Raw genomic sequence first — 23,313 nt, 5'->3', positions numbered from 1 at the left:
CCGCCGCAAAAAAGGCTTGCCAAGTCCGCAGGGGCAACATACAATCTTCCTTCTTCAGGCTCGTAGCTCAGCTGGTTAGAGCACCACCTTGACATGGTGGGGGTCGTTGGTTCGAGTCCAATCGAGCCTACCAACGAAATCGAGGCCGCGTCAGCGTATCGGCGAGGCTTCAGTGCAGTAAAAGCGCTCAGCGCAACAGGCGAATACGGTTATGACACCGCGAACGTTCACCGAAACCACTTCGGAGCGACGCTAGTCGAGGACCTCTTTCGCCCTGCAATCTGGTTTGAAAAGTGAATGCGGCCCCTCGAAAGCGGGGCCGCATTTTTTTTCGCCGCGAGCTTTTCGCGGGGATGTTCCCACGAACGATACGATGTGCCTCCACGGCACTTCTGGAGAAAAACATGGTTGCGATACGTCTGCCCGATGGTTCGGTTCGACAGTACGATCATCCCGTCACGGTCGCCGAAGTGGCGGCTTCGATTGGCCCCGGCCTCGCCAAGGCGGCGCTCGGCGGCAAGCTCGACGGCGAGCTGGTCGATACGTCGACGCTGATCGATCGCGACGCGTCGCTCGCCATCGTCACGGACAAGGATGCCGACGGCCTCGACATCATCCGTCACTCCACGGCGCACTTGCTGGCCTACGCGGTGAAGGAGCTCTATCCGGAAGCGCAGGTCACGATCGGGCCGGTCATCGACAACGGCTTTTACTACGACTTCGCCTACAACCGTCCCTTCACGCCCGAAGATCTCGAGAAGATCGAAAAGCGCATGCAGGAGCTCGCGAAGAAGGACGAGCCGGTCACGCGCCGTGTCGTCTCGCGCGGCGAGGCGGTCGATTACTTCAAGAGCATCGGCGAGAAGTACAAGGCCGAGATCATCGAGTCGATTCCGGGCGCCGAGGACATCAAGCTGTACGCGCACGGCGGCTTCACGGACCTGTGCCGCGGCCCGCACGTGCCGTCCACGGGCAAGCTCAAGGTCTTCAAGCTCATGAAGGTCGCGGGCGCCTACTGGCGCGGCGACGCGAAGAACGAGCAGCTGCAGCGCATCTACGGCACGGCCTGGACGAAGAAGGAAGATCAGGACCAGTACCTGCACATGCTCGAAGAGGCCGAGAAGCGCGACCACCGCAAGCTCGGCAAGCAGCTCGACCTGTTCCACATGCAGGACGAGTCGCCGGGCATGGTGTTCTGGCACCCGAAGGGCTGGACGCTCTGGCAGCAGGTCGAGCAGTACATGCGCGGCCGTCTGCGCGACGCCGGCTACGACGAGATCAAGACGCCGATGATCATGGACCGCTCGCTCTGGGAAGCGTCGGGTCACTGGCAGAACTATCGTGAAAACATGTTCACGACGGAGTCGGAAAAGCGCGATTACGCGATCAAGCCGATGAACTGCCCGGGCCACGTCCAGGTGTTCAACCACGGCCTGCGCTCGTACCGCGACCTGCCGCTGCGCTACGCGGAATTCGGCTCGTGCCACCGCAACGAGGCGTCGGGCGCGCTGCACGGCCTGATGCGCGTGCGCGGCTTCGTCCAGGACGATGCGCACATCTTCTGCACGGAAGACCAGATCATCAGCGAGTCGATCGCCTTCAACACGCTCGCGATGAGCGTCTACAAGGATTTCGGGTTCGATCAGATCGACATCAAGCTCTCGCTGCGCCCCGATTCGCGCGCGGGGACGGATGAGACGTGGGATCACGCCGAGCAGGGCCTGCGCAACGCGCTGACGGCCTGCGGCCTGCAGTGGGAAGAGCTGCCGGGCGAGGGCGCGTTCTACGGTCCGAAGGTCGAGTACCACATCAAGGACGCGCTGGGCCGTTCGTGGCAGTGCGGCACGCTGCAGCTCGACATGGTGCTGCCGGAGCGCCTTGGCGCCGAGTACGTGTCGGAAGACAACAGCCGCCGCCGCCCGATCATGCTGCACCGCGCCATCCTCGGCTCGATGGAGCGTTTCCTCGGCATTCTGATCGAGCACCATGCGGGTGCAATGCCGTCCTGGCTCGCTCCGGTGCAGGCAGTTGTGATGAATATTGCCGAAAGTCAGGCCGAATACGCGGCAAATCTGGCCCAATCGTTGCAAAAACAAGGGGTTAGAGTGCAGGCGGATTTGCGCAACGAGAAAATTAGCTATAAAATACGCGAGCACACGCTTGAGAAGGTCCCGTACCTGCTGGTTGTCGGCGACAAAGAGCGTGAAGCACAAACGGTAGCCGTGCGTGCCCGTGGCGGCGTCGATCTGGGTGTCATGCCCGTCGAAGCCTTTGCTGAGCGTCTGGCGCAAGACGTCAAGACGTTCAAGTAAGCCACTTGGCAGCGCGGCTCGTTTTTTTAATTTTTAGAGGAAACGTAACATCGCTACGGATAAGTCGCATCGCATCAACGGTGAAATCACTGCACCCGAGGTGCGTCTCGTCGGAATCGAGAACGAGCCGCTCGGCATCGTAAAGCTGGCCGATGCGTTCCGCATGTCGGAACAGCAGGACGTCGATCTGGTTGAAATTGCCCCGCAGGCGGTGCCTCCCGTGTGCCGCCTGATGGACTACGGCAAGTTCAAGTATCAGGAATCGAAGAAGCAGCACGAGGCCAAGCTCAAGCAGAAGGTCATCCAGGTCAAGGAAGTCAAATTCCGCCCGGGTACCGACGACGGCGATTACAACGTCAAGCTGCGTAATCTCATTCGCTTCCTCGACGACGGCGACAAGACGAAGATCACGTTGCGTTTCCGCGGCCGCGAAATGGCCCACCAGGAAATCGGCATGCGCATGCTCGAGCGCCTGCGCACCGACCTCGAAGAAGTCGGTCAGGTCGAGCAGATGCCGAAGATGGAAGGGCGCCAGATGATCATGGTGCTCTCGCCCAAGAAGAAGAAGTGATTGGCGCGCCGCGCGTCGAACGATGCGCGGCGGTCAGAGTGGTTTTGTCAGACGTTTTCTTCGCGAGATGCGCGAAGGAGGCGGGAAGCAGGTTCCGGAACGGCGCCCGCGCGCCGCACGAACAGTGCGGCAAACGGGCGTTTTTCCTGAAAGCGGCGGCAAGCTTGTCTTTTTTAGAGCAGCCAGCTGCCAAAACAAGTGGAGTGGGTTTCGAAGGGCGGTTTGAGGGCGAAAAGCGGCGTTTGCAAAAGCGCGTGCCAGAGCCAACCGCACACCCATGTCCATCAAATAATGGAGTTTTTGTCATGCCCAAGATGAAGACCAAGAAGAGCGCCGCAAAGCGCTTTGTGGTTCGTCCGGGTGGTACCGTCAAGCGCGGTCAAGCCTTCAAGCGTCACATCCTGACCAAGAAGACCACCAAGAACAAGCGTCATCTGCGTGGTGCAACGGCCGTTCACGAGGCCGATGTGAAGTCCGTTCGCGCAATGATGCCGTTCGCGTAATCCTCAACCGACAACTCATAGGAGCTACTCATGCCTCGAGTCAAACGTGGGGTTACCGCACGGGCCCGTCACAAGAAGATCATCAACCTGGCCAAGGGTTACCGCGGCCGTCGCAATAACGTCTATCGCATCGCCAAGCAGGCGGTCATGCGCGCGGGCCAATACGCCTACCGCGATCGCCGCAACAAGAAGCGTGTGTTCCGCGCACTGTGGATCACGCGTATCAACGCGGCGGTGCGTCAGCACGACATGACCTACAGCGTGTTCATCAACGGCCTGAAGAAGGCGTCGATCGAACTCGACCGCAAGGTTCTGGCTGACATGGCGGTGTTCGACAAGGCTGCATTTGCTGCGATCGTCAAGCAGGTGAAGGCCGCCGTCGCTGCCTAAGCGCTGGTATCAAGCATAGGTATTGCGCAGGTTCGTTGCAGCAAACATTCCGGTCGTTTCGGTGATGCTGCAACAAAAACGGGGCTCCTCACCGAGCCCCGTTTTTGTTGGTGAAGCGCTATCTGCGCGCTTCCTGCGAGTGCCTTCATGTCGTCGCGCCCGTGCGTCATCATCGTGGCCGGCAACGTGAAATGCGCCGCTCAAGTCTCAAACACTGACGCTGAAAAGATGGGATCAATGGATCTGGACCAGATTGTCGCCGACGCGCAAGGCGCGTTCGCTTCCGCCCCCGACGTCAACACGCTTGAAAACGAAAAGGCGCGTTTTCTCGGTAAATCCGGCGCGCTGACCGAGCTGCTCAAGGGCCTCGGCAAGCTCGACCCGGAAACACGCAAGACCGAGGGTGCGCGCATCAACGCCGTCAAGCAGCAGGTCGAGGCGGCGCTCAACGCGCGCCGTCAGGCGCTCGCCGATGCGCTGCTGAACCAGCGTCTCGCCGCCGAGGCGATCGACGTCACGTTGCCGGGCCGCGGCACGGGCACCGGCAGCCTGCATCCGGTGATGCAGACGTGGGAACGCGTCGAGCAGATCTTCGGCTCGATCGGCTTCGACGTGGCCGACGGTCCCGAGATCGAAACCGACTGGTACAACTTCACCTCGCTCAACAGCCCGGAAAACCATCCGGCGCGTTCGATGCAGGACACGTTCTACGTGGACGGCAAGGACGCCGAAGGCCGTCCGCTCCTGCTGCGCACGCACACGAGCCCGATGCAGGTGCGCTACGCGCGCACGCACACGCCGCCCATCAAGGTGATCGTGCCGGGCCGCACCTATCGCGTGGACAGCGACGCCACCCACTCGCCGATGTTCAACCAGGTCGAAGGCCTGTGGATCGAAGAGAACATCAGCTTCGCGGACCTGAAGGGCGTCTATACGGACTTCCTGAGTAAGTTCTTCGAGCGCGACGACATCCAGGTGCGTTTCCGTCCGTCGTACTTCCCGTTCACGGAACCGTCGGCCGAAATCGACATGATGTTCGAGCAGGGCAAGAACGCCGGCAAGTGGCTCGAGATCTCGGGCTCGGGGCAAGTGCATCCGACCGTGATCCGCAACATGGGCCTCGACCCGGAACGCTATATCGGCTTTGCGTTCGGCAGCGGCCTCGAACGCCTGACGATGCTGCGTTATGGCGTGCAGGATCTGCGTCTGTTCTTCGAAGGCGACCTGCGCTTCTTGCGCCAGTTCGCCTAAGCCCGAAGGCCAACGTACGGCACGCACGGCATCCGCGGTTCGCGAAGCGCACGCAGCACCCCAAGCCTCCAGGGCGGTGCGCGAGAAAACGCTTCGCGACGGTCTCAATCTGTCTGGAACGTAAAACGAAATGCTATTCCCCGAATCCTGGCTGAGAAGCTTTGTCGATCCGAAGCTCACGACCGACGAGCTGGCCCACGCGCTCACCATGGCCGGCCTCGAAATCGAAGGCCTGCGCCCGGCCGCGCCGCCCACGTCGAAGATCGTGGTGGGCCGCGTGCTCGAAGTCGTCAAGCACCCGGACGCGGACAAGCTCAATGTCACACAGGTCGATGCCGGCACCGGCGCGACGCTGCAGATCGTGTGCGGCGCGCCCAACGTGGCGCCCGGCATCAAGGTGCCGGTGGCGCTCGTGGGCGCCGAACTGCCGCCCGCGGAAGAGGGCGGCAAGCCCTTCGCGATCAAGCTCTCGAAGCTGCGCGGCGTGGAGAGCCAGGGCATGCTGTGCTCGGCGCGCGAACTGAAGCTCTCCGAAGACCACAGCGGTCTGATGATCCTGCCGGAAGACACGCCCATCGGCCAGGACATTCGCGAGACGCTCAACCTCGACGACACCATCTTCGAAATCAAGCTCACGCCGAACAAGGCCGATTGCCTTTCGGTGTACGGCATCGCGCGCGAGACCGCCGCGATCACGGGCGCGCCGCTGCAGGCCCCGGTGTTCCCGCAGGTCGAAGTCAAGCTCAACGAAACGTTGCCCGTGAAGATCTCGGCGCCGGACCTGTGCGGCCGTTTCTCGGGCCGCGTGATCCGCGGCGTGAACGCGCACGCGAAGACGCCGGCGTGGATGGTCGAGCGCCTCGAGCGCTCTGGCCAGCGCAGCATCTCGGCGCTCGTCGATATTTCGAACTACGTGATGCTCGAACTGGGCCGCCCGTCGCACGTGTTCGATCTCGACAAGATCCACGGCTCGATGGACGTGCGCTGGGGCAAGAAGGGCGAGACGCTCAAGCTGCTCAACGGCAATACCGTCGAAGTCGATGAAACCGTCGGCGTGATTGCCGACGAGCGCGAGATCGAAAGCCTCGCGGGCATCATGGGGGGCGACAGCACGGCCGTCTCGCTCGACACGAAGAACATCTATCTCGAGGCCGCGTTCTGGTGGCCGGACAGCATCCGTGGCCGCTCGCGCCGCTACAACTTCTCGACCGATGCGGGCCACCGCTTCGAGCGCGGCGTGGACTGGTCCACGACCGTCGAGCACATCGAGCGCATCACGCAACTGATCCTCGACATCTGCGGTGGCGAGGCCGGCCCGATCGACGATCAGACCGTGAACGTGCCCAAGCGCGAGCCGGTGAAGATGCGTGTCGCGCGTGCGAACCGCATCATCGGTGTGAAGATCGATGCCGACGAGATCGCGCAGATCTTCACGCGTCTGGGCCTCACGTTCACGCGCGAAGGCGATACGTTCAGCGTGACGCCGCCGCCGTACCGCTTCGACATCGAGATCGAGGAAGACCTGATCGAAGAAGTCGCGCGCATCTACGGCTTCGAGAAGATTCCGGCGAACCCGCCGGTCGCGCGCAGCGAAATGCGCGCAACCAACGAAACGCGCCGCTCGATTCACGCGATCCGTCACGCGCTGGCCGCGCGCGACTACGCCGAGACGATCAACTTCAGCTTCGTCGACGCGGAGTGGGAACAGGATCTCGCGGGCAACGCGAATCCCGTGAAGCTGCTGAACCCGATCGCGAGCCAGCTCTCGGTCATGCGCACGACGCTGTTCGGCAGCCTCGTCAACGTGCTGCGCCACAACCTCAACCGCCGCGCGGACCGCGTGCGCGTGTTCGAGGCGGGCCGCGTGTTCCTGCACGATCAGTCGATCAAGGCCGGCGAGATGACGGTGGAAGGCTTCGCACAACCGAAGATGATCGGTGCGCTCGCCTACGGTCCGGCGCTCGACGAGCAGTGGGGCGCGCAGACGCGCGGCGTCGATTACTTCGACATGAAGGGCGATCTCGAAGCGCTGTTCGCCTCGCTGGGTGCGGCAAAAGCGCCGCGTTTCGTGAAGGCCGAGCACCCGGCGCTGCATCCGGGCCGTAGCGCGCGCATCGAAGTGGATGGCCGCGCGGTGGGCTGGATTGGCGAGCTGCATCCGCGCTGGATGCAGAAGTATGACCTGCCTCATGCGCCGATCCTCTTCGAAGTGCAAGCCGATGCGCTGATGGCGCGCGAACTGCCTGCACCGTCTGAAGTCTCGAAATTCCCGCCGGTTCGGCGCGACATTGCGCTTGTTGTCGATCAAAAGATCGAGGTTCAGGCGTTGCTCGACGAGCTTTACAAGGGCATGCAGGACGAGCCCTGCAAGATTGTCCAGAGGGTTGCATTGTTCGATGAATTTCGTGCAAAATCAAACACTTCCGGACTTGGCGCGGACGAGAAAAGCCTTGCCTTCCGGGTGACCCTGCAAGATACTGGCGGGACCCTTCAGGACGAAACGGTCGATGCGGCCATCAAGTCCCTGGTGGATCGCCTGGCTCGAGTGTTTGGCGCCCGGTTGCGCGGATAAGCTCCACGGCTCATCTCCTACCGACATAGGCTTCCGGTTCGTGCAGTCCCGAGAACCGGAAGCGCGCCATTTCATAGATAGATGAACGAAATGAACTCGAGTGATTTCGAAGCCCTTCTTGCGGCACAGCGTAGCGCCATGATTCGCGACATCCCTGCCTCGTCGGCAAGCGCCACGAACGACACGCCCACGCTGACCAAAGCCGAGCTCGCGGAACTGCTGTTCGACAACGTCGGGCTCAACAAGCGCGAGGCCAAGGACATGGTCGAAGCGTTCTTCGAAGTGATTCGCGACGCGCTCGAAAGCGGCGAAAGCGTGAAGCTCTCGGGCTTCGGCAATTTCCAGTTGCGCGACAAGCCGCAACGACCGGGCCGCAACCCGAAGACCGGGGAGGCGATCCCCATTGCAGCGCGACGCGTGGTGACGTTCCACGCGAGCCAGAAGCTCAAGGCTCTGGTCGAGAGCGGCGCGGAGGCAAGCTTCACGCGCTGATTCGTCGATCAAGGCATCATGCGCGGGAGGACCCGCGCGGCCCGCACGGGTGAGCATGCAGCGGGCGTGACTGGAAACACTTGACCCAGGCGGCGACGCCACATTGCGCAACCACCACGACGGCAACCCGGCGATGACATCGACAATCGAAAAGGTCGTCTTGCCCCCCATCCCCGCCAAGCGCTACTTCACGATTGGCGAAGTGAGCGAGCTGTGCGGCGTGAAGCCTCATGTGCTGCGGTATTGGGAGCAGGAGTTCACGCAGTTGAAGCCGGTCAAGCGGCGCGGCAACCGCCGCTACTATCAGCATCACGAAGTCCTGCTGATCCGGCGTATTCGTGAACTGCTCTACGAGCAGGGCTTCACGATCAACGGCGCACGCAACCGGCTCGATTCGCCGGGTGCGGTGGCTCAGGAAGCCGCGCCGGGCGAGACGGGTGAGGTGAGCGCTGCGCAGGGCAATATGGCGATGGTGGACGTCGATCAGTTGCGCAAGGAGTTGCTGCACGTGATCGACCTGCTGGGGCAATGAAGATCCTGCAAACAATCTTTGTGACGAATTCCGATTCTGGTGGTTCTAATTAGAGAAAGGGTCTGTTATACTTTCTAGCTCTCGGGGCGTAGCGCAGCCTGGTAGCGTACCTGCATGGGGTGCAGGTGGTCGGAGGTTCAAATCCTCTCGCCCCGACCAGAAGTCAAAAAGGCCTTACGGTGAAAACCGTAAGGCCTTTTTCTTTGGCTTCGTGAACCGTGCGTGGATCAACAGCACGAGCATGTGCTCACTGCGAATCGACGAACTGCACGACTTCGCCGTTATCGCGCTTCAGATACAAATCGGTGCCCTTCATGCGAACGTCGTTGCACGAGTAGGGGATCTTGCTGCCCTTGCTGCAGATCTTGCCGTCCTCTGCTTTCCAGTCGCCGTGATCGGCGAATCCCTTGCTCGACTTGAAATCGTAGCTGCCGCCGTCGCCGTACTGGACGTGCCACATGCTGCCATCGCCAATCTTGATGTCGAATGCCTTGCCGGTCAGGCGTTGCTGGATGTCGGCGGCGCTGGGCGTGGTGGCGCCGTCAGGGAAGGCGGTGCCTTGCGCGAGCGCAGCCGCGGCGGGGATCAAGAGCAGGGCGGCAAGCAGGGTCTTCATTCGATGTCTCCTGTCGATGGGATGGCCGGCGGCGAGCGCGGGCCGACGTCTCGCGCCGATGTCCCAGTTTACGCCCGCGCGTGGCGCCCCTATGTCGCTTCCAGCACACACCACCCGCACCGGTGCGGACTGTGTTAAGTCCTTCAATTCAAAGCGTTAATGTCCACGCGCCGCGAATGAGTGCGCAAGATTCGGTGTTAATTTTTCTCACATATCGATGAGAATCATTCGCTATGAGGGTTGCGCCGCGCACATTAGCATTAACGCTTATCGGCCGGTGCTGTACCCTCCGTGCGGTCCTGTCCGTTGATGGGCACCGCACGCCAACCGGCCACACAGCCCAGCGCCCTTTCCATGAATCCGATCGAACTCGTTCAGCTCGTTATTCTCGCCGCCCTGTGGGGCGGGTCGTTTCTCTTTATCCGGGTCGGCGTGACCGATCTGGGCGTGGCGCCGTTGATGGCGCTGCGTGTCGGCATCGGCGCGCTGTTCCTGCTGCTCGTGCTGTTCTCGAGACGCTCGCCTCGCGAGGCGCTCGGCGCCTTGCGTGAGCACGCGTGGCCGCTCTTCGTGGTTGGCATCCTCAATTCGGCTGCGCCGTTCTGCCTGTTCGCATGGGCCGAGCTGACGCTCTCCGCGGGCGTGACCTCGGTGATCAACGCGACCACGCCGTTGTTCGGCGCGGTGGTCGCGTATCTGTGGCTCAAGGACCGGCTCAGCGGCCTGCGCATCGCCGGCCTCGCGATCGGCTTCGCGGGGGTGCTCGCGCTGGTCTGGGATCAGATCGCCACGCACGCCGGCGACGGCGCGAGCACCTCGACCACCTTGCTCGCGGCCGGGGCGGCGCTCTGTGCGGCCGCGCTTTACGGTGTTGCGGCGAGCTTCACGAAGCGGCATCTGACCGGCGTCGATCCGCTCACCGTGGCCGCCGGCACCATGACGGCCGCGACCGTCGTACTGGCGCCGATCGCGCTTTTCACGTGGCCGCATGCTGCCGTCTCAGTGCATGCATGGGGCGCGGCGCTCTGCCTTGGCGTCGCGTGCACGGGCGTCGCGTATCTGCTGTTCTTCCGCCTGATCGCCGCAATTGGTCCCGCGCGCACGATCACCGTGACCTTCGTGATCCCGATCTTCGGCATCCTCTGGGGCGCGCTGTTCCTTCGCGAGCACGTATCGGTGGGCATGATCGAGGCGTGTGCGGCGATTCTCGTGGGCACGTCGCTCGCGACCGGCTTCATCAAGCGTGTGCCGGGTTTGAGCGCGCGTCAGGAGCGCGCGGGCGCCAAGCAATAAGGGCGTTCCACGCGATGCTGCAGTTGGATCGTTGTGCGTACATTCGATGTGCGTACAACGATATGGTGTCGTGCAATGCGACGCCTCACGCGGACGGCTGTGCCACGGGCATCAGGCCCGCCTGGCTTCAGGCCGCCGCGCGCTTCGCATCCTCGGCGGCTTCAACGTTGTTCGCGTCACGGCGTGCACTGTTCTGTCCGCCGGGCAGCCGCACGACGATCAGCGTCCCTATCACGAGCAGCGCCGCGGAGTAGCCGAGTCCCGCAGCGTAGCTGTGCGTCATGTCCCTGAGCCACCCCACCACGAGCGGGTTCGCAGCCGAGCTCAGATTGCCGATCGCGTTGATGACGGCGATGCCGACTGCGCGCGCGGCGGGCGAAAACGCCTGATCGGGCGTCGTCCAGAAGATCGACATGGCCGTGTACGAGCCTGCCGAAGCGAGGCACACGCCGAGCAACTGAACGAGCGGCGCGCCGCCGCTCGCGCAGAGCATGCAGCCGAGCGCGGCGAGGAGCATCGGCGCGATGAGGTGCCACTTGCGCTCCTGGCGGCGGTCCGAGCGGCGCCCCCAGACGATCATCGCGACGATGGTGACGATCTGCGGGATCGTGGCGATCAGGCCGACCGTGACGTTGCTCGCCCCCGCGCTGAAGCTCTTGACGATGAGCGGCGCCCATACGGCAACCATGGCAAGCGTGTTGACGAGGCAGAAATAGGCCGCCGCAAAGCGAATTACGATCGGCGAGCGGATTTGCTGCCAGAGGCCGGTCTGTTCGCTGTGTGCTTCCGGCGTGGCGGGTGCGCCTGCGAGTTCGGCTTCGAGCGTGCGCTTTTCCGCGGGGCTGAGCCAGCGCGCGGCCGCGGGTGCGTCGTCGAGATAGCAGAACGCGACGCAGCCGAGCAGGGCGGCAGGCAGCCCTTCGAGCAAAAAGAGCCACTGCCAGCCGGCGAGTCCTGCGTGGCCGTCGAGCCGCAGGACGAAACCGGATACGGCCGAGCCGAACGCCGCGGTCACGGGCATCGCGATCATGAAGAGCGCGTTGGCGCGGGCGCGCCATGCGGGCGGAAACCAGCACGTGAGATAGAGCAGCATGCCGGGCAGAAAGCCTGCTTCGGTCACGCCGACCAGCATGCGCAATCCGTACAGGGTCCTCGCGTCGGTGGCGAACATCGTCGCGGTGGAGGCGAGCCCCCACGCGATCATGATGAACGCGATCCAGCGGCGTGCGCCGAAGCGGGCGAGCGCGAGGTTGCTGGGAATGCCGCACGCGATATAGGCGAGATAGAACAGCGTGGTGGCGAAGCCGAACTGCGTGCTCGTCAGACCGAGGTCCTTCATCATCGTGAGCCCGGCAAAGCCGATGTTGATGCGGTCGAGGAACGACACGACGAACAGCAGGAACAGGAAGCCGAGCAGATGGCGCGATACTTTGCGCGTGACCGCGTCGGCGCTTGGGCGCGCATGGGCCGAGTCTTGCGCGAGATTCTGTGCGGGCGCTGCATCGCCAGACGATGCAGTAGCAGACGTTTGCGGCGCTCGCGTTGCGTCGCGCGGTTGGGTTGGGCTCATGGGTCTCCTCCTGGGCACGGGGCTATCTGGGCATGCGCGCTTCGGTGAGGGTTTATTCTTGTCGATGTCGCCGAACGCGCGTCCCGCGGATTATGCGAGGCACGTTGGTGCTGTCTGTCCTCATTTTGGGTACAGCGCACAGTGCGTCAGGGAAGACGCTGATGAGCAATGCTCGCCGGCCGGCGTGATTCGTATGGAGGAAGGTTCTGCAGCTTCGCGTGATCGAGCGCACGGACGCTTTAATCCGTTTAGCGGAAAAAACAATCCATGCCATTCAAGTCGATTTGGCACGGTTGCGCCGGTAAAAGCGATGGAGCTTGTGCGTTGACGCGAAGTAAAAGCTGCTAGTTAAAGCGTGTCATTTATTCTGATTGAAGGTAATACGTATTGTATTGAAAGCATTAAGTCAGATATCTGTGAATGGCCTGCGCGCGTCTAGACCCGATATGAGCAGACTGACGAATTGACGATTACACTTGGCGACGCAGTGCGCGATACATTTGCAAACGGTGGATCGCAGCGGTCGGGTTTCAGTGGCCTTCATTTCCAAAAGGAGTGAAGTGACAGAGGCCGGCCGTGAAGAAAAGCGGGCTGTAAAAAATTCGAGTCGTGAAGTGTCGTTCGTTTCCGGGGATATTCATGACAGAAAGAAAATTGGGCTGGCAGGCCCGGATGGCGCGCGTTGCATGCGCGACCCTCCTGGTCTTTGGAGCAGGAAGCGCGCACGCGGATCAATTCGGCATTCAGTTGGCGCCGGGTGTCGCGGGCTATGGTGTGAAGAAACTCGACCTCGGCCTGGTCTGGGATCCGGGGCTTCAGTGGTGGCATTTCGCGGGTTTTCATTTCACCGTGGTGGGCGAGGGGCACGTCGCTTATTGGGACTTGACGGAAAAAGGCGCCTCGCACCCGAACATCTGGGAATTCGGCGTGACGCCGGTGTTCCGCATCATCAAGGACAGTGGGTGGATCAGGCCGTATTTCGAGGCGGGTGTGGGCGTGCGGCTGCTTTCGCATGTGCAGCTCACGGGTGACCGCACCTTGTCGTCGGCATTCCAGTTCGCGGACATGGTGGGCGTGGGCGCGCAGTTCGGCGAGCACCAGAACTATCAGGCGGGCTTTCGCTTTCAGCACATCTCGAACGCCGACATCAAGACCCCCAACCCCGGCCTGAACTTCAGCGAAATCTACTTCCAGTACAACTTCTGAGCCGCGTCGGGCAGCGGCTTGTCACACGCGTATCCGCAGCGGGCGGGGCGGCATGATAGTGCCCCCCGTTGCGCAAATTCCGACCCTCCCTCGCAACCCGTTACACTATCGGTTCATGATGCAGTGCACCACGTGCACGGCATGGCCAGGTTTTTCCATTAGCGATGCACTGGCGTCGCAGACAAAAAGTGAGGAGCAGGCATGGCAATCGAGACGGTTGGGATTGTGGGAGCGGGCACCATGGGCAACGGCATCGCGCAGGCGGTGGCCGTGTCGGGCCTGAAGGCCGTGATGATCGACGTGACGGACGCGGCGCTCGCACGAGGCGTGGCGACGCTCGCGCACAGCCTCGAGCGGCTCGTTTCGAAAGGCAAGCTCGACGCGGCCGCACGCGATGCGGCGCTTGCGCGCATCGAGACCAGCACCGACTACCAGCGTCTTGACAGTGCCGACCTCGTGATTGAAGCCGCCACGGAGAACGGCGAGCTCAAGACGCGCATCCTCAAGCAGATCGAAGCCGCCGCGCGTCCCGACGCGATCATCGCGTCGAACACCTCGTCCATTTCGATCACGACGCTCGCAACGACGCTGGCCGACCCGTCGCGCTTCATCGGCATGCACTTCTTCAATCCGGTGCCGATGATGCCGCTCGTCGAGGTCATTCGCGGCCTCCAGACGCGCCCGGACGTGGCCGATGCCGTGCGCGAGCTTGCGCTGCGCCTCGAGAAGACGCCCATCGCGGTGAAGAACTCGCCGGGCTTCGTCGTCAACCGCATTCTCGTGCCGATGATCAACGAGGCGTTCTTCGTGCTCGCCGAAGGTGTCGCGAGCGCCGAGGAAATCGATGCCGGCATGAAGCTCGGCGCGAATCATCCGATCGGGCCGCTCGCGCTCGCGGACCTGATCGGCCTCGACGTGTGTCTCTCGGTGATGGACGTGTTCCTGAAGGACTTCGGCGACTCGAAGTATCGTGCGTGTCCGCTGTTGCGCGAGATGGTGGCGGCAGGGCAGCTCGGCCGCAAGACCGGCCGTGGCGTGTACCAGTACGACAAGGTTTCCTGAGGCCTTTTCCTGAGGTCTTTCCGGCACTTTGGTGCAGGCCGGCGCCAGATGTCCCTTTTTGGCCCGCGCCTGCACTGCGCTTCATTCGCGCACGGTTAGCCTGTACTGCGTGACCTGGCGGTAACTGCCGCCGGGCCGCAACACCACTTCATTGCATTCCGGTGCATCCATGTTGATCTGGTTCGGGAATCCACCCGCTTCCAGGCACAGCGCGCCATGGCGCACGCATGGCACGCCGTGGCGCCCAGGCTGGCCCTCCAGATAATTTCCCGTATAGCACTGCAGGCCGCGCTGGTCGGTGGCGACCGTGAGCTCGCGCCCGCTGCCGGGCTCGTAGACACTCGCCACGGTGCGCACGGCAGGCGCATGGCCCGCTTGCGCGGCGTCGCGCAAGATGTAGCAGTGGTCGAAGCCGCCCGCTAGCGCGATCTGCGCGTGGGGCCAGTCGAGCCGCGCGCCCAGCGGCGCGCCCTGGCGAAAGTCGAAGGCCGTGCCGCGCACGTCGGCCACCCGGATCGGGATCATCTGCGGATCGACTTCGAGGTACGCGTCGGCGTCGATGGTCAGGAGGTGGCCGCGAATGTCCGTGCCCGGCTCGCCGCTGAGATTGAAATAGCCATGGCTCGTCAGGTTCAGCGGAGTGGGGGCGTCGCTGAGGGCTTCGTAATCGAGCGTGAGCGTGCCGTCGTCGTCGAGCGTGTAGCGGACTTGCACGTTCACGTTGCCGGGAAAGCCGGCGTCCCCCTCGGGCGAATCGAGCCGCAGCAGCAGCGTGCCGCGATCGTCCTCCGCTTGCCATCTCGCGCGGTGAAATCCGTTCGCGCCGCCATGCAGCAAATTGCCGTTCTCGTTGCGATCGAGCGTGTAGTCGATGCCATCCAATGTGAAGCGCGCACCGGCAATGCGGTTGGCCCAGCGGCCGACGAGGCCGCCCATGTAGGTCGTGGCCGCATGGTACGCGGCGGGCGTGTCGTGGCCCAGCAGGATGTCGGCGAGCCGTCCCGTGCGATCGGGCGCGTGCCAGCTCACCAGCGTCGCGCCGAGGTCGCTGATCTGCACTTTCATGCCCTGAGCGTTGCGCAGCGTGTAGAGCCGGCAGGCGTCGCCGCCGGGCAGCGCACCCCAAGGTTCGGAACTCAGTTGGGCGATTCGGTTCATGTGGCGTCGGTCGGGAGAGTCGGAAGGGCCGGGGCTTGCGCCGCCTGCGCGTTCGGCTGGGGCGAGGCGGACGCCGCGGAACTGGCGGGCTGCGCCACGCGGTCCTGATATTCGCGCGGTGTGCAGTCCAGTTCGCGCCGGAACACCGCGTACATGTACTGGAGCGACGTGAACCCGCAGCGGATGGCCACTTCGGCACTCGACGCGTCGCGGCTCGCGAGTAGCGCTTTCGCGGCGTCGAGCTTGTGCCTCAGGATCTCCTGGTGGACCGTGCGGTGCAGTTCACGCCGGAAGTATTCTTCCAGCGACGAGCGCGACACGCCCACGTAATCGGCGACCTGCTCGGTCTTGATGCCCTGGCACGCGTACTGGCGGATGAAGTGGCGTGCACGCATCACGTGCGGGCTGGACAGCGGTTCATGCCGTGTCGATTCCAGCACATTGATGCCGACGGGCGGAACCAGAATGCGCCGTCCCGGAAAACGTGCACCGCCGAGCATCTGGTGCAGCAGGTGCGCCGCGGTCTTGCCCATTTCCTCGGTGCCCTGAATGACCGAGGAAAGCGGGATGCGGGTGAGGGTGCGTGTGAGCGGGTCGTTGTCGATGCCGATGATCGCCACCTGTTCCGGCACGGCGATGCCGTGCATCAGGCAGGCCTGCAGCAGATGGCGGGCGCGCGCATCGGTCACGGCGATCACGCCGACGGGCTTGGGCAGCGCGTGCAGCCACGCGCTCAGTTGCTCGATGGCCTGGTTCCACGACGGCGCACTGGTGGCCAGGCCGCGATAGACGGGCGCCTGAACGTCCTCTGCCTGCGCGAGCGCCTGGAAGGCCCGCTCGCGCTCCTGTGCCCAGCGGTTCTCCTGCGCGATGGGCAAGCTGTACATCGCGAGATGCGGCAGGCCCGCGCCGATCAAGTGCGTCCACGCGAGCGAAACGAGCTTGCGGTTGTCGGTGGCGATATAGGGCAGCGCGGCGGGGTACTGCGTCGGATCCTCGAACGACGAGCCGACCGCCACCACCGGCAGCGGGCAGCCCGCAAGCGCACTGGCGACGGCGGGGTCGTCGAAGTCGGCGATGATGCCGTCGCCGTCGAAGCGCTCGATGCCCGCGAGACGGCAGCGGAAATCCTCTTCGAGAAAGAGGTCCCACGCCACGCGCGTCGAGCGCAGGTAATGGCCGATGCCCGCGATGATCTCGCGGTCGTACACCTTGTTCGCATTGAAGAGCAGTGCGATGCGATGCGCGGTCTGGGCAGCGGGGGCACGGTTCATGGCATGCGGTTCGGTTCTGCATGCGCTTGCTGGCGTTGCGGCAGGCGCAGTCGTCTCCAGTTCGGGCGCGGGGCTTGCGCGGCGCTTGTGCGTTGCTTGTACGTCGCTTGTCCGTTACTCGCGGCGAAGCGGCGCGCTGCTTTTCAAGCGTCCCGGTATTCTAGGCCGTGCACGCGTGCCTGACGGGCGGGTGGCAGGAAACGTTGTGCCGGTCGCGCAATTTCGCAATTGCCGCCCTTCGGGCGACACGGGCAGTATGGCCTCAGTTCGCACGGCGTGTGCCGTTGCGCCGCAACATGAGCGCTTTGCACGGGATCGCACCAGGTGCTCTGCATGGGGCCGGAGTCAGGACTCGAGCACTCACTCGGGCCTACAGCTCAAGCGCCAGGTGCGATCGACGTCTTTGCTTGAGACGGGGGACACCATGTCGTATTTCGAAGCTATTCCAGCCATTCGCTACGAAGGCCCGCAATCGGACAATCCGCTTGCCTACCACTACTACGATCGCACGAAGAAGCTCCTCGGCAAGACGCTGGAGGAACACCTGCGCGTCGCGGTGTGCTACTGGCATACGTTCGTGTGGCCCGGCGGCGACATCTTCGGCCACGGCACTTTTCATCGTCCGTGGCATCAGCCCGGCGACGCGATGGAGCGCGCGCACCAGAAGGCCGACGCGGCGTTCGAGTTCTTCACGAAGCTCGGCGTGCCGTTCTATACCTTCCACGACACCGACGTTGCGCCCGAAGGCAAGGACCTCAAGGATTACAAGGAGAACTTCGCGCGCATGGTGGATTACCTGGAGGCGAAGCAGCAGGCGAGCGGCATGAAGCTGCTGTGGGGCACGGCGAATCTGTTTTCGCATCCGCGCTATGCAGCCGGTGCGGCCACGAATCCGAACCCCGAGGTCTTCGCCTGGGCGGCCACCCAGGTGTGCCACGCGCTCGACGCCACGCACCGCCTCGGGGGCGAGAATTACGTGTTGTGGGGTGGGCGCGAGGGCTACGAAACGCTGCTCAATACCGACCTCAGCCGCGAGCGCGAGCAGTTTGCGCGTTTTCTCTCGATGGTGGTCGAGCACAAGGCGCGCATCGGCTTCAAGGGCACGCTGCTGATCGAGCCGAAGCCGCAGGAGCCCACCAAGCACCAGTACGACTATGACGTCGCCACCGTGCACGGTTTTCTGACCCAATACGGACTGCAAAACGAAATTCGCGTGAACATCGAGGCGAATCATGCCACCCTCGCGGGCCATTCGTTCCACCACGAGATTGCGATGGCCTACGCGCTCGGCGTGTTCGGCAGCGTAGACGCCAATCGCGGCGATTCGCAAAATGGCTGGGACACCGATCAGTTTCCGAACAGCGTGGAAGAGCTGACGCTGGCGCTCTACGAAATCCTGCGCCACGGCGGCTTCACCACGGGCGGCATGAATTTCGATGCGAAGGTGCGGCGTCAGAGCGCCGATCCCGAAGACCTGTTCTATGGCCACGTGGGCGCGATCGATGTGCTCGCCCTCGCGCTCGAGCGTGCGGCAGTGCTGGTCGAGAACGATCGTCTCGAACAGTTCAAGCGTCAGCGCTATGCGGGCTGGGATACCGAGCTCGGCCGCAAGATCCTCGCAGGCGGCTATTCGCTTGCGTCGCTGGCCGCCGATGCCGCCGCGCATGGCTTCAATCCGCAGCATGCGAGCGGCCAGCAGGAGCGGCTCGAGAACGTCGTGAATCAGGCGATCTACGCGCAGCGCTGAACGCACGCCGCGAGAAGCACACGAGGAGCGTACGAGAAGCGCACGAGAAACGAGAGGGGATGCAGACATGTTTATCGGTATCGACCTCGGCACATCGGGCGTGAAGGCCGTGCTGCTCGATCGCGCCGGCGACGTGCTCGGCAGCGCGAGCGCACCGCTCGCGGCGAGCCGGCCGCAGCCGCGCTGGTCCGAGCAGGCGCCGCAGGACTGGTGGGGCGCGGCACGCAGCGCGCTGCGCGAACTGCTGGACACGGTGCGCCGCAATGGCGTCGACACGGCGCGTATCGAGGCGCTGGGTCTCACGGGCCAGATGCACGGCGCAACGTTGCTCGATGCGAAGGGCGAGGTGCTGCGTCCGGCGATTCTCTGGAACGACGGTCGTTCGGATTCCGAATGTATCGAGCTGGAAAAGGCCATGCCGGAGCTGCACGCAGTGGCCGGCAATCTCGCCATGCCGGGCTTTACGGCACCCAAGCTGCTCTGGGTGCGCGAGCACGAGCCCGAGGTGTTCGCGCGCATCGCGCACGTGCTGCTGCCAAAAGATTATCTGCGCTGGTTGCTGACGGGCGTGTTCGCGACCGATCCCTCCGACGCCGCCGGCACGCTCTGGCTCGACGTTGCCAGGCGCGATTACAGCGACGCGCTGCTGTCCGCCTGCGGCCTGACGCGCGCGCAGATGCCCGAGGTCTTCGAAGGCAATGAAGTGACCGGCACGCTGCGCCCCGAGATCGCGCGCGAATTCGGCTTGCGCGAGATACCGGTGGTGGCGGGCGCTGGCGACAACGCGGCCGGCGCGGTGGGCGTGGGGATCGTGCGGCCCGGCGACGCGATGCTCTCGCTCGGGACGTCGGGCGTGTATTTCGCGGTCTCGGACGGCTTTCTCGCGAATCCGGATTCCGCGGTCCATAGCTTTTGCCATGCGTTGCCGCGTACCTGGCACTTGATGTCGGTGATACTCAACGCCGCGAGCTGCCTCGATTTCACGGCGCGTTTGACGGGTCACGAAAGCGTTGCCGCATTGCTCGCCGACGCGCAGGCGCAGGCGGGCGCGGCGCTCGATGCGCGCAGGCCGTGGTTTCTGCCTTATCTGAGCGGCGAGCGGACGCCACACAACAACGTCAACGCGAAGGGCGTGTTCTACGGCATGACGCCACAGACCACGCGCGCCGATCTCGCCAACGCGACACTCGAAGGCGTGGGCTTCGCGCTGCTCGACGGCATGGATGCACTGCACGCGGCGGGTCTCGTGCCCGAGACAATCACGGTGATCGGCGGCGGCTCGCGCAGCGCGTGGTGGACGCAGATGCTCGCGGATATCAGCGGGCGTGCGCTCACGCTGCGCGCGGGCGGCGAGGTCGGTCCTGCATTGGGCGCGGCGCGCCTCGCGCATCTCGCGCTCGAGCCGCACGCGGCGCTCGACGCCGTCTGTCCGCAGCCGCCGGTCCTGGCCGTGCGCGAGCCCGACGCCGGGCGTCACGCGTGGTATCGCGAAGCGCGGCGACCAACGTTTCGCGCACTCTATCGCGCACTCGAACCCGTATTCAGCAGTGACGCGTGACAGACCTCCACGCCCCGTTGCGCTTTTCGTATGACAAGACTGTGACGCAAGCTTGTGGACTATCGCTGTAAGCCTGCGTATCAACGCGCTCGCTTCACAAGTCTCGATACACATTTGGAGCGTGCCGCCACGTTTCCTGCCACAATCGTTTCGTCGTGTGCCTCCGGTGCTCGCAGTCGATGATGCCGCCGGCCCGGCAACGCCTGGCGCAGCGCCGCGTCTTCTGCGCGGGCCGCCGCCGCTCTGTCACTTTTCCGGCGCATCTTCGCGATGCGCCGTGCCGTTTCGCATTACGCGCAACGGCGCCGAACTGGAGACAAGTCGACCATGCCTACCCTCTGTGAAATCTGCAACGCGCGGCCCGCTGTCGCGCGCGTGACGGTCGTGCAAAACGGCCAGCGCAAGTCCATGTCGATATGCGATTACGACTATCGGCAGTTGATGCGCCATCAAAGCGCGCTCAATCCGTTCGATTCGCTGCTGGGCGGCAGCGGTCTGTCGCGTTTCTTCGGCGGCCCGGAAGGCGAGGGCAATCACGACGACGGAGGTGGGGGCTTCGAGGCGGAGGTGCCGCGCGAGTCCGTCGACGCCACGGACGCGTTCAGCGAGCAGACGCTCGAGATCCTGCAGCGCGCCGCCGAAAAAGCCCATGAGTTGCGGCGCACCGAGCTCGACACCGAACATCTGCTCTACGTGCTCGCCGATACCGACGTTTGTGCGGCACTCCTGAAGGAATTGAAGCTCTCGCCGCAGGACATCAAGGGCTACATCGACCAGCACGCGCAAAAGGGCAACGCCGACCCCGACGCGCCCATCGACAAGATGACGATCTCGCCGCGCCTGAAGAAGGCGTTTCAGTTCGCGTTCCAGGCGTCGCGCGATCTGGGCCACTCGTACGTCGGTCCCGAGCATCTGCTGATCGGGCTGGCGGCGGTGCCGGACAGCATTGCCGGCACATTGCTCAAGAAGTACGGCGTGACCCCCGAGGCGCTGCGCCAGAAGGTCGTGAAGGTGGTGGGCAAGGGCGCGGAAGACGGCCGCGTGGATGCACCCACGGGCACGCCCACGCTCGACAAGTTCGGCCGCGATCTCACGGCCATGGCGCGCCAGGGCAAGCTCGATCCGGTGCTCGGCCGTGCGCTGGAGATCGAGAACACTATCGAAGTGCTCGCGCGCCGGAAGAAGAACAATCCGGTGCTGATCGGCGAGCCGGGCGTGGGCAAGACCGCCATCGTCGAAGGCCTCGCGCAGCGTATCGTGAACGGCGACGTGCCCGAGGTCCTGCGCGGCAAGCGGCTCGTCGAGGTGAACATCAATTCGATGGTCGCGGGCGCGAAGTATCGCGGCGAGTTCGAAGAGCGCGCGAAGCAGTTGATTGACGAGGTGACGGCCAAGCACGACGAGCTGATCCTCTTCATTGATGAACTGCATACGATCGTGGGTGCGGGCCAAGGCGGCGGCGAGGGCGGCCTCGATATCGCGAACGTGCTCAAGCCCGCGCTCGCGCGCGGCGAGTTGAGCCTGATTGGCGCGACCACGCTCAACGAGTATCAGAAGTACATCGAGAAGGACGCGGCGCTGGAGCGTCGCTTCCAGCCCGTGCTCGTGCCGGAGCCCACCGTCGAGCAGACGATCGTGATCTTGCGTGGCCTGCGCGACAAGCTTGAGGCGCACCATCAGGTCACGTTCGCCGACGACGCCTTCGTCGCGGCGGCCGAGCTCTCGGACCGCTACATCACCTCGCGCTTCTTGCCCGACAAGGCCATCGATCTGATCGATCAGGCGGCCGCGCGCGTGCGCATCGGCGCGACCTCGCGGCCGGCGGAGATCCAGGAGCTGGAGGCGGAGATCGCGCAGTGCAAGCGCGAACAGGACTATGCGGCCTCGCGCAAGCGCTTCGACGAGGCAAAGAACTTCGAAGAACGGATCAACGAAAAGCAGGCCAAACTCGAAGAGCTCACCGAGGCGTGGCAGCGCAAGACCGGTTCGGAGACGCTCGAGGTGACGGTCGCGTCCATCGCCGAAGTGGTCTCGCGTCTCACCGGTATCCCCGTGGCCGATCTCACGCAGGAAGAGCGGCAGAAGCTGCTGAAGATGGAGGAAAAGCTGCGCGAGCGCGTGGTCGGCCAGAGCGACGCCGTGGTCGCCGTGAGCGACGCGGTGCGTCTTTCGCGCGCTGGCCTCGGGCAGGAGCACCGGCCGATTGCCACGTTCCTGTTCCTCGGGCCCACGGGCGTGGGCAAGACCGAGCTAGCGAAGGCGCTCGCGGAAACCGTGTTCGGCGACGAGCAGGCCATCATCCGCATCGACATGAGCGAGTACATGGAGCGCCATGCCGTTGCGCGCCTGATTGGCGCGCCGCCCGGATACGTGGGCTACGACGAAGGCGGCCAGCTCACCGAGCGCGTGCGCCGTCGTCCCTATAGCGTGATTCTGCTCGACGAAATCGAGAAGGCGCACCCGGACGTCTACAACGTGCTACTGCAGGTGTTCGACGACGGCCGGCTCACCGACGGCAAGGGCCGTGTGGTCGATTTCAGCAACACGATCATCATCGCCACGAGCAATCTGGGCGCGCCGATCATCATGGAGAATCTCGAGCGTCCGGCCGACTCGCGCATGAACGACAAGGCGCTCAAAGACGCGCTCATGAAGGTGCTAAAGGGCCACTTCCGTCCCGAGTTTCTCAATCGCATCGACGAGATCATCGTGTTCCATGCGCTCTCGCGCGAGAACATTGAATCGATCGTGCAGATTCAGCTCGACCGCGTGAAGCGTACCGCGGCGGCGCAGGGCATCACGCTGAAGATGAGCGATGCGCTTGTCGCGCATCTGGTCGAGGCCGGCTATCAACCCGAGTTCGGCGCACGCGAGCTGAAGCGGCAGATTCGCCAGGAAGTGGAGACGCGGCTCGCCAAGGAGATGCTCGGCGACGCATTGCAAACGGGCGATACCGCCGAGATCGGCTACGACACGGCGAACCATGAAGTGACCATCAGCAAGATCGCGGTGCCGCCCGACGTGCCGGAAAACAAGCCCGCAAAGAAGGCCAAAGGCGATGGAAAGGGCGCGAAGCCGGACGTGAAGGAGGTCGCGCCGGAGCTCGCCGCAGATGACGCCGAGGGCGATCCGCCGCCGCCACCGCCGAAGAAGGGCGGCAAGGGCACGGGCAAGTCGAAGGCGGCCTGAGTCCGTAGTGGAGAAAC

18 protein-coding genes and 2 tRNA genes are annotated in these 23,313 nt (G+C 63.8%); 16 read left to right on the top strand and 4 right to left on the bottom strand.

Annotation, left to right across the window (positions count from 1 at the left end):
- Positions 1–56 precede the first annotated feature (56 nt).
- From E1956_RS12700 to E1956_RS12655, 10 genes are all read left to right on the top strand, one after another.
- Positions 57–133 (top strand) — tRNA-Val (locus E1956_RS12700).
- 271 nt (positions 134–404) lie between these two features.
- Positions 405–2,312, top strand: a complete 1,908-nt coding sequence (gene thrS, locus E1956_RS12695; RefSeq protein ID WP_134749314.1) for a threonine--tRNA ligase — start codon at positions 405–407, stop codon at positions 2,310–2,312.
- 49 nt (positions 2,313–2,361) lie between these two features.
- On the top strand, positions 2,362–2,883 hold the full coding sequence (gene infC / locus E1956_RS12690) for a translation initiation factor IF-3 (protein WP_083245567.1): 522 nt from the start codon (positions 2,362–2,364) through the stop codon (positions 2,881–2,883).
- A gap of 305 nt (positions 2,884–3,188) precedes the next feature.
- Complete coding sequence (rpmI, locus tag E1956_RS12685; RefSeq protein ID WP_028216806.1) at positions 3,189–3,386, top strand: 50S ribosomal protein L35; 198 nt, start codon at positions 3,189–3,191, stop codon at positions 3,384–3,386.
- 30 nt (positions 3,387–3,416) lie between these two features.
- Positions 3,417–3,776, top strand: a complete 360-nt coding sequence (gene rplT, locus E1956_RS12680) for a 50S ribosomal protein L20 (protein ID WP_004192938.1) — start codon at positions 3,417–3,419, stop codon at positions 3,774–3,776.
- A 237-nt stretch (positions 3,777–4,013) separates the two neighbouring features.
- Positions 4,014–5,027 carry a phenylalanine--tRNA ligase subunit alpha gene (pheS, locus tag E1956_RS12675; RefSeq protein ID WP_167760010.1) on the top strand — a complete coding sequence of 338 codons (1,014 nt, stop codon included), beginning with the start codon at positions 4,014–4,016 and terminating at the stop codon, positions 5,025–5,027.
- 130 nt (positions 5,028–5,157) lie between these two features.
- Positions 5,158–7,599, top strand: coding sequence for a phenylalanine--tRNA ligase subunit beta (gene pheT / locus E1956_RS12670; protein WP_134749310.1), 2,442 nt, complete (start codon positions 5,158–5,160; stop codon positions 7,597–7,599).
- A gap of 81 nt (positions 7,600–7,680) precedes the next feature.
- Positions 7,681–8,091 (top strand): integration host factor subunit alpha, encoded by a 411-nt coding sequence (locus E1956_RS12665; protein ID WP_134749309.1) that lies wholly within the window; start codon positions 7,681–7,683, stop codon positions 8,089–8,091.
- Between the two features lie 133 nt (positions 8,092–8,224).
- Positions 8,225–8,623 carry a MerR family transcriptional regulator gene (locus E1956_RS12660; RefSeq protein ID WP_134749307.1) on the top strand — a complete coding sequence of 133 codons (399 nt, stop codon included), beginning with the start codon at positions 8,225–8,227 and terminating at the stop codon, positions 8,621–8,623.
- Between the two features lie 82 nt (positions 8,624–8,705).
- Positions 8,706–8,782: transfer RNA gene (locus E1956_RS12655), tRNA-Pro, on the top strand.
- 88 nt (positions 8,783–8,870) lie between these two features.
- Here the strand turns inward: E1956_RS12655 and E1956_RS12650 are convergent.
- A complete protein-coding gene (locus E1956_RS12650; RefSeq protein ID WP_134749305.1) occupies positions 8,871–9,239 on the bottom strand; it encodes a hypothetical protein in 369 nt (122 codons plus the stop codon).
- Positions 9,240–9,593: 354 nt separating this feature from the next.
- On the opposite strand from E1956_RS12650, the gene E1956_RS12645 reads away from it, so the two are divergent.
- Positions 9,594–10,532 (top strand): DMT family transporter, encoded by a 939-nt coding sequence (locus E1956_RS12645; protein ID WP_134749303.1) that lies wholly within the window; start codon positions 9,594–9,596, stop codon positions 10,530–10,532.
- Between the two features lie 127 nt (positions 10,533–10,659).
- Here the strand turns inward: E1956_RS12645 and E1956_RS12640 are convergent, their stop codons facing one another.
- Positions 10,660–12,102 carry an MFS transporter gene (locus E1956_RS12640; RefSeq protein WP_134749301.1) on the bottom strand — a complete coding sequence of 481 codons (1,443 nt, stop codon included), beginning with the start codon at positions 12,100–12,102 and terminating at the stop codon, positions 10,660–10,662.
- Between the two features lie 639 nt (positions 12,103–12,741).
- Here E1956_RS12640 and E1956_RS12635 point away from each other — a divergent pair.
- Entirely contained in the window at positions 12,742–13,308 is a 567-nt protein-coding gene (locus E1956_RS12635) for an acyloxyacyl hydrolase (protein WP_134749299.1), read from the top strand.
- 201 nt (positions 13,309–13,509) lie between these two features.
- Positions 13,510–14,370: a 3-hydroxybutyryl-CoA dehydrogenase gene (locus E1956_RS12630; RefSeq protein WP_134749297.1), complete on the top strand. Its 861-nt coding sequence runs from the start codon at positions 13,510–13,512 to the stop codon at positions 14,368–14,370.
- Between the two features lie 81 nt (positions 14,371–14,451).
- Here E1956_RS12630 and E1956_RS12625 read toward each other — a convergent pair whose 3' ends face one another.
- Both E1956_RS12625 and E1956_RS12620 read right to left on the bottom strand, forming a co-directional pair.
- Positions 14,452–15,528 (bottom strand): aldose epimerase family protein, encoded by a 1,077-nt coding sequence (locus E1956_RS12625; protein ID WP_134749295.1) that lies wholly within the window; start codon positions 15,526–15,528, stop codon positions 14,452–14,454.
- Entirely contained in the window at positions 15,525–16,802 is a 1,278-nt protein-coding gene (locus E1956_RS12620) for a XylR family transcriptional regulator (protein WP_134749293.1), read from the bottom strand. The genes E1956_RS12625 and E1956_RS12620 overlap by 4 nt, the downstream gene beginning before the upstream one ends.
- A gap of 424 nt (positions 16,803–17,226) precedes the next feature.
- Here E1956_RS12620 and xylA point away from each other — a divergent pair, with 424 nt between their 5' ends.
- The 3 genes from xylA to E1956_RS12605 all read left to right on the top strand — a co-directional run bounded on the left by xylA (position 17,227) and on the right by E1956_RS12605 (position 23,296).
- The gene (gene xylA, locus E1956_RS12615) at positions 17,227–18,549 is read left to right on the top strand and encodes a xylose isomerase (protein WP_134749291.1); all 1,323 of its coding nucleotides are present in this window, start codon (positions 17,227–17,229) and stop codon (positions 18,547–18,549) included.
- Between the two features lie 67 nt (positions 18,550–18,616).
- Positions 18,617–20,107, top strand: coding sequence for a xylulokinase (gene xylB, locus E1956_RS12610; protein ID WP_134749289.1), 1,491 nt, complete (start codon positions 18,617–18,619; stop codon positions 20,105–20,107).
- A gap of 327 nt (positions 20,108–20,434) precedes the next feature.
- Entirely contained in the window at positions 20,435–23,296 is a 2,862-nt protein-coding gene (locus E1956_RS12605) for an ATP-dependent Clp protease ATP-binding subunit (protein WP_134749287.1), read from the top strand.
- The last annotated feature ends 17 nt before the right edge of the window (positions 23,297–23,313 follow it).

Origin of the sequence: Paraburkholderia pallida, assembly GCF_004524855.1 — a bacterium.
GTDB classification, from domain to species: Bacteria; Pseudomonadota; Gammaproteobacteria; order Burkholderiales; family Burkholderiaceae; genus Paraburkholderia; species Paraburkholderia oxyphila.
Note: the sequence above shows the minus strand (reverse complement) of the source record. Positions and strands in the feature narration are given on the sequence as shown.

What these genes read in the sequence shown, in the direction of transcription:
- thrS (WP_134749314.1), top strand. Translation starts at nt 405, where the DNA reads ATGGTTGCGATACGTCTGCCCGATGGTTCGGTTCGACAGTACGATCAT.
- rpmI (WP_028216806.1), top strand. Translation starts at nt 3,189, where the DNA reads ATGCCCAAGATGAAGACCAAGAAGAGCGCCGCAAAGCGCTTTGTGGTT.
- rplT (WP_004192938.1), top strand. Translation starts at nt 3,417, where the DNA reads ATGCCTCGAGTCAAACGTGGGGTTACCGCACGGGCCCGTCACAAGAAG.
- pheS (WP_167760010.1), top strand. Translation starts at nt 4,014, where the DNA reads ATGGATCTGGACCAGATTGTCGCCGACGCGCAAGGCGCGTTCGCTTCC.
- pheT (WP_134749310.1), top strand. Translation starts at nt 5,158, where the DNA reads ATGCTATTCCCCGAATCCTGGCTGAGAAGCTTTGTCGATCCGAAGCTC.
- E1956_RS12665 (WP_134749309.1), top strand. Translation starts at nt 7,681, where the DNA reads ATGAACGAAATGAACTCGAGTGATTTCGAAGCCCTTCTTGCGGCACAG.
- E1956_RS12660 (WP_134749307.1), top strand. Translation starts at nt 8,225, where the DNA reads ATGACATCGACAATCGAAAAGGTCGTCTTGCCCCCCATCCCCGCCAAG.
- E1956_RS12650 (WP_134749305.1), bottom strand. Translation starts at nt 9,239, where the DNA reads ATGAAGACCCTGCTTGCCGCCCTGCTCTTGATCCCCGCCGCGGCTGCG.
- E1956_RS12645 (WP_134749303.1), top strand. Translation starts at nt 9,594, where the DNA reads ATGAATCCGATCGAACTCGTTCAGCTCGTTATTCTCGCCGCCCTGTGG.
- E1956_RS12640 (WP_134749301.1), bottom strand. Translation starts at nt 12,102, where the DNA reads ATGAGCCCAACCCAACCGCGCGACGCAACGCGAGCGCCGCAAACGTCT.
- E1956_RS12635 (WP_134749299.1), top strand. Translation starts at nt 12,742, where the DNA reads ATGACAGAAAGAAAATTGGGCTGGCAGGCCCGGATGGCGCGCGTTGCA.
- E1956_RS12630 (WP_134749297.1), top strand. Translation starts at nt 13,510, where the DNA reads ATGGCAATCGAGACGGTTGGGATTGTGGGAGCGGGCACCATGGGCAAC.
- E1956_RS12625 (WP_134749295.1), bottom strand. Translation starts at nt 15,528, where the DNA reads ATGAACCGAATCGCCCAACTGAGTTCCGAACCTTGGGGTGCGCTGCCC.
- E1956_RS12620 (WP_134749293.1), bottom strand. Translation starts at nt 16,802, where the DNA reads ATGAACCGTGCCCCCGCTGCCCAGACCGCGCATCGCATCGCACTGCTC.
- xylA (WP_134749291.1), top strand. Translation starts at nt 17,227, where the DNA reads ATGTCGTATTTCGAAGCTATTCCAGCCATTCGCTACGAAGGCCCGCAA.
- xylB (WP_134749289.1), top strand. Translation starts at nt 18,617, where the DNA reads ATGTTTATCGGTATCGACCTCGGCACATCGGGCGTGAAGGCCGTGCTG.
- E1956_RS12605 (WP_134749287.1), top strand. Translation starts at nt 20,435, where the DNA reads ATGCCTACCCTCTGTGAAATCTGCAACGCGCGGCCCGCTGTCGCGCGC.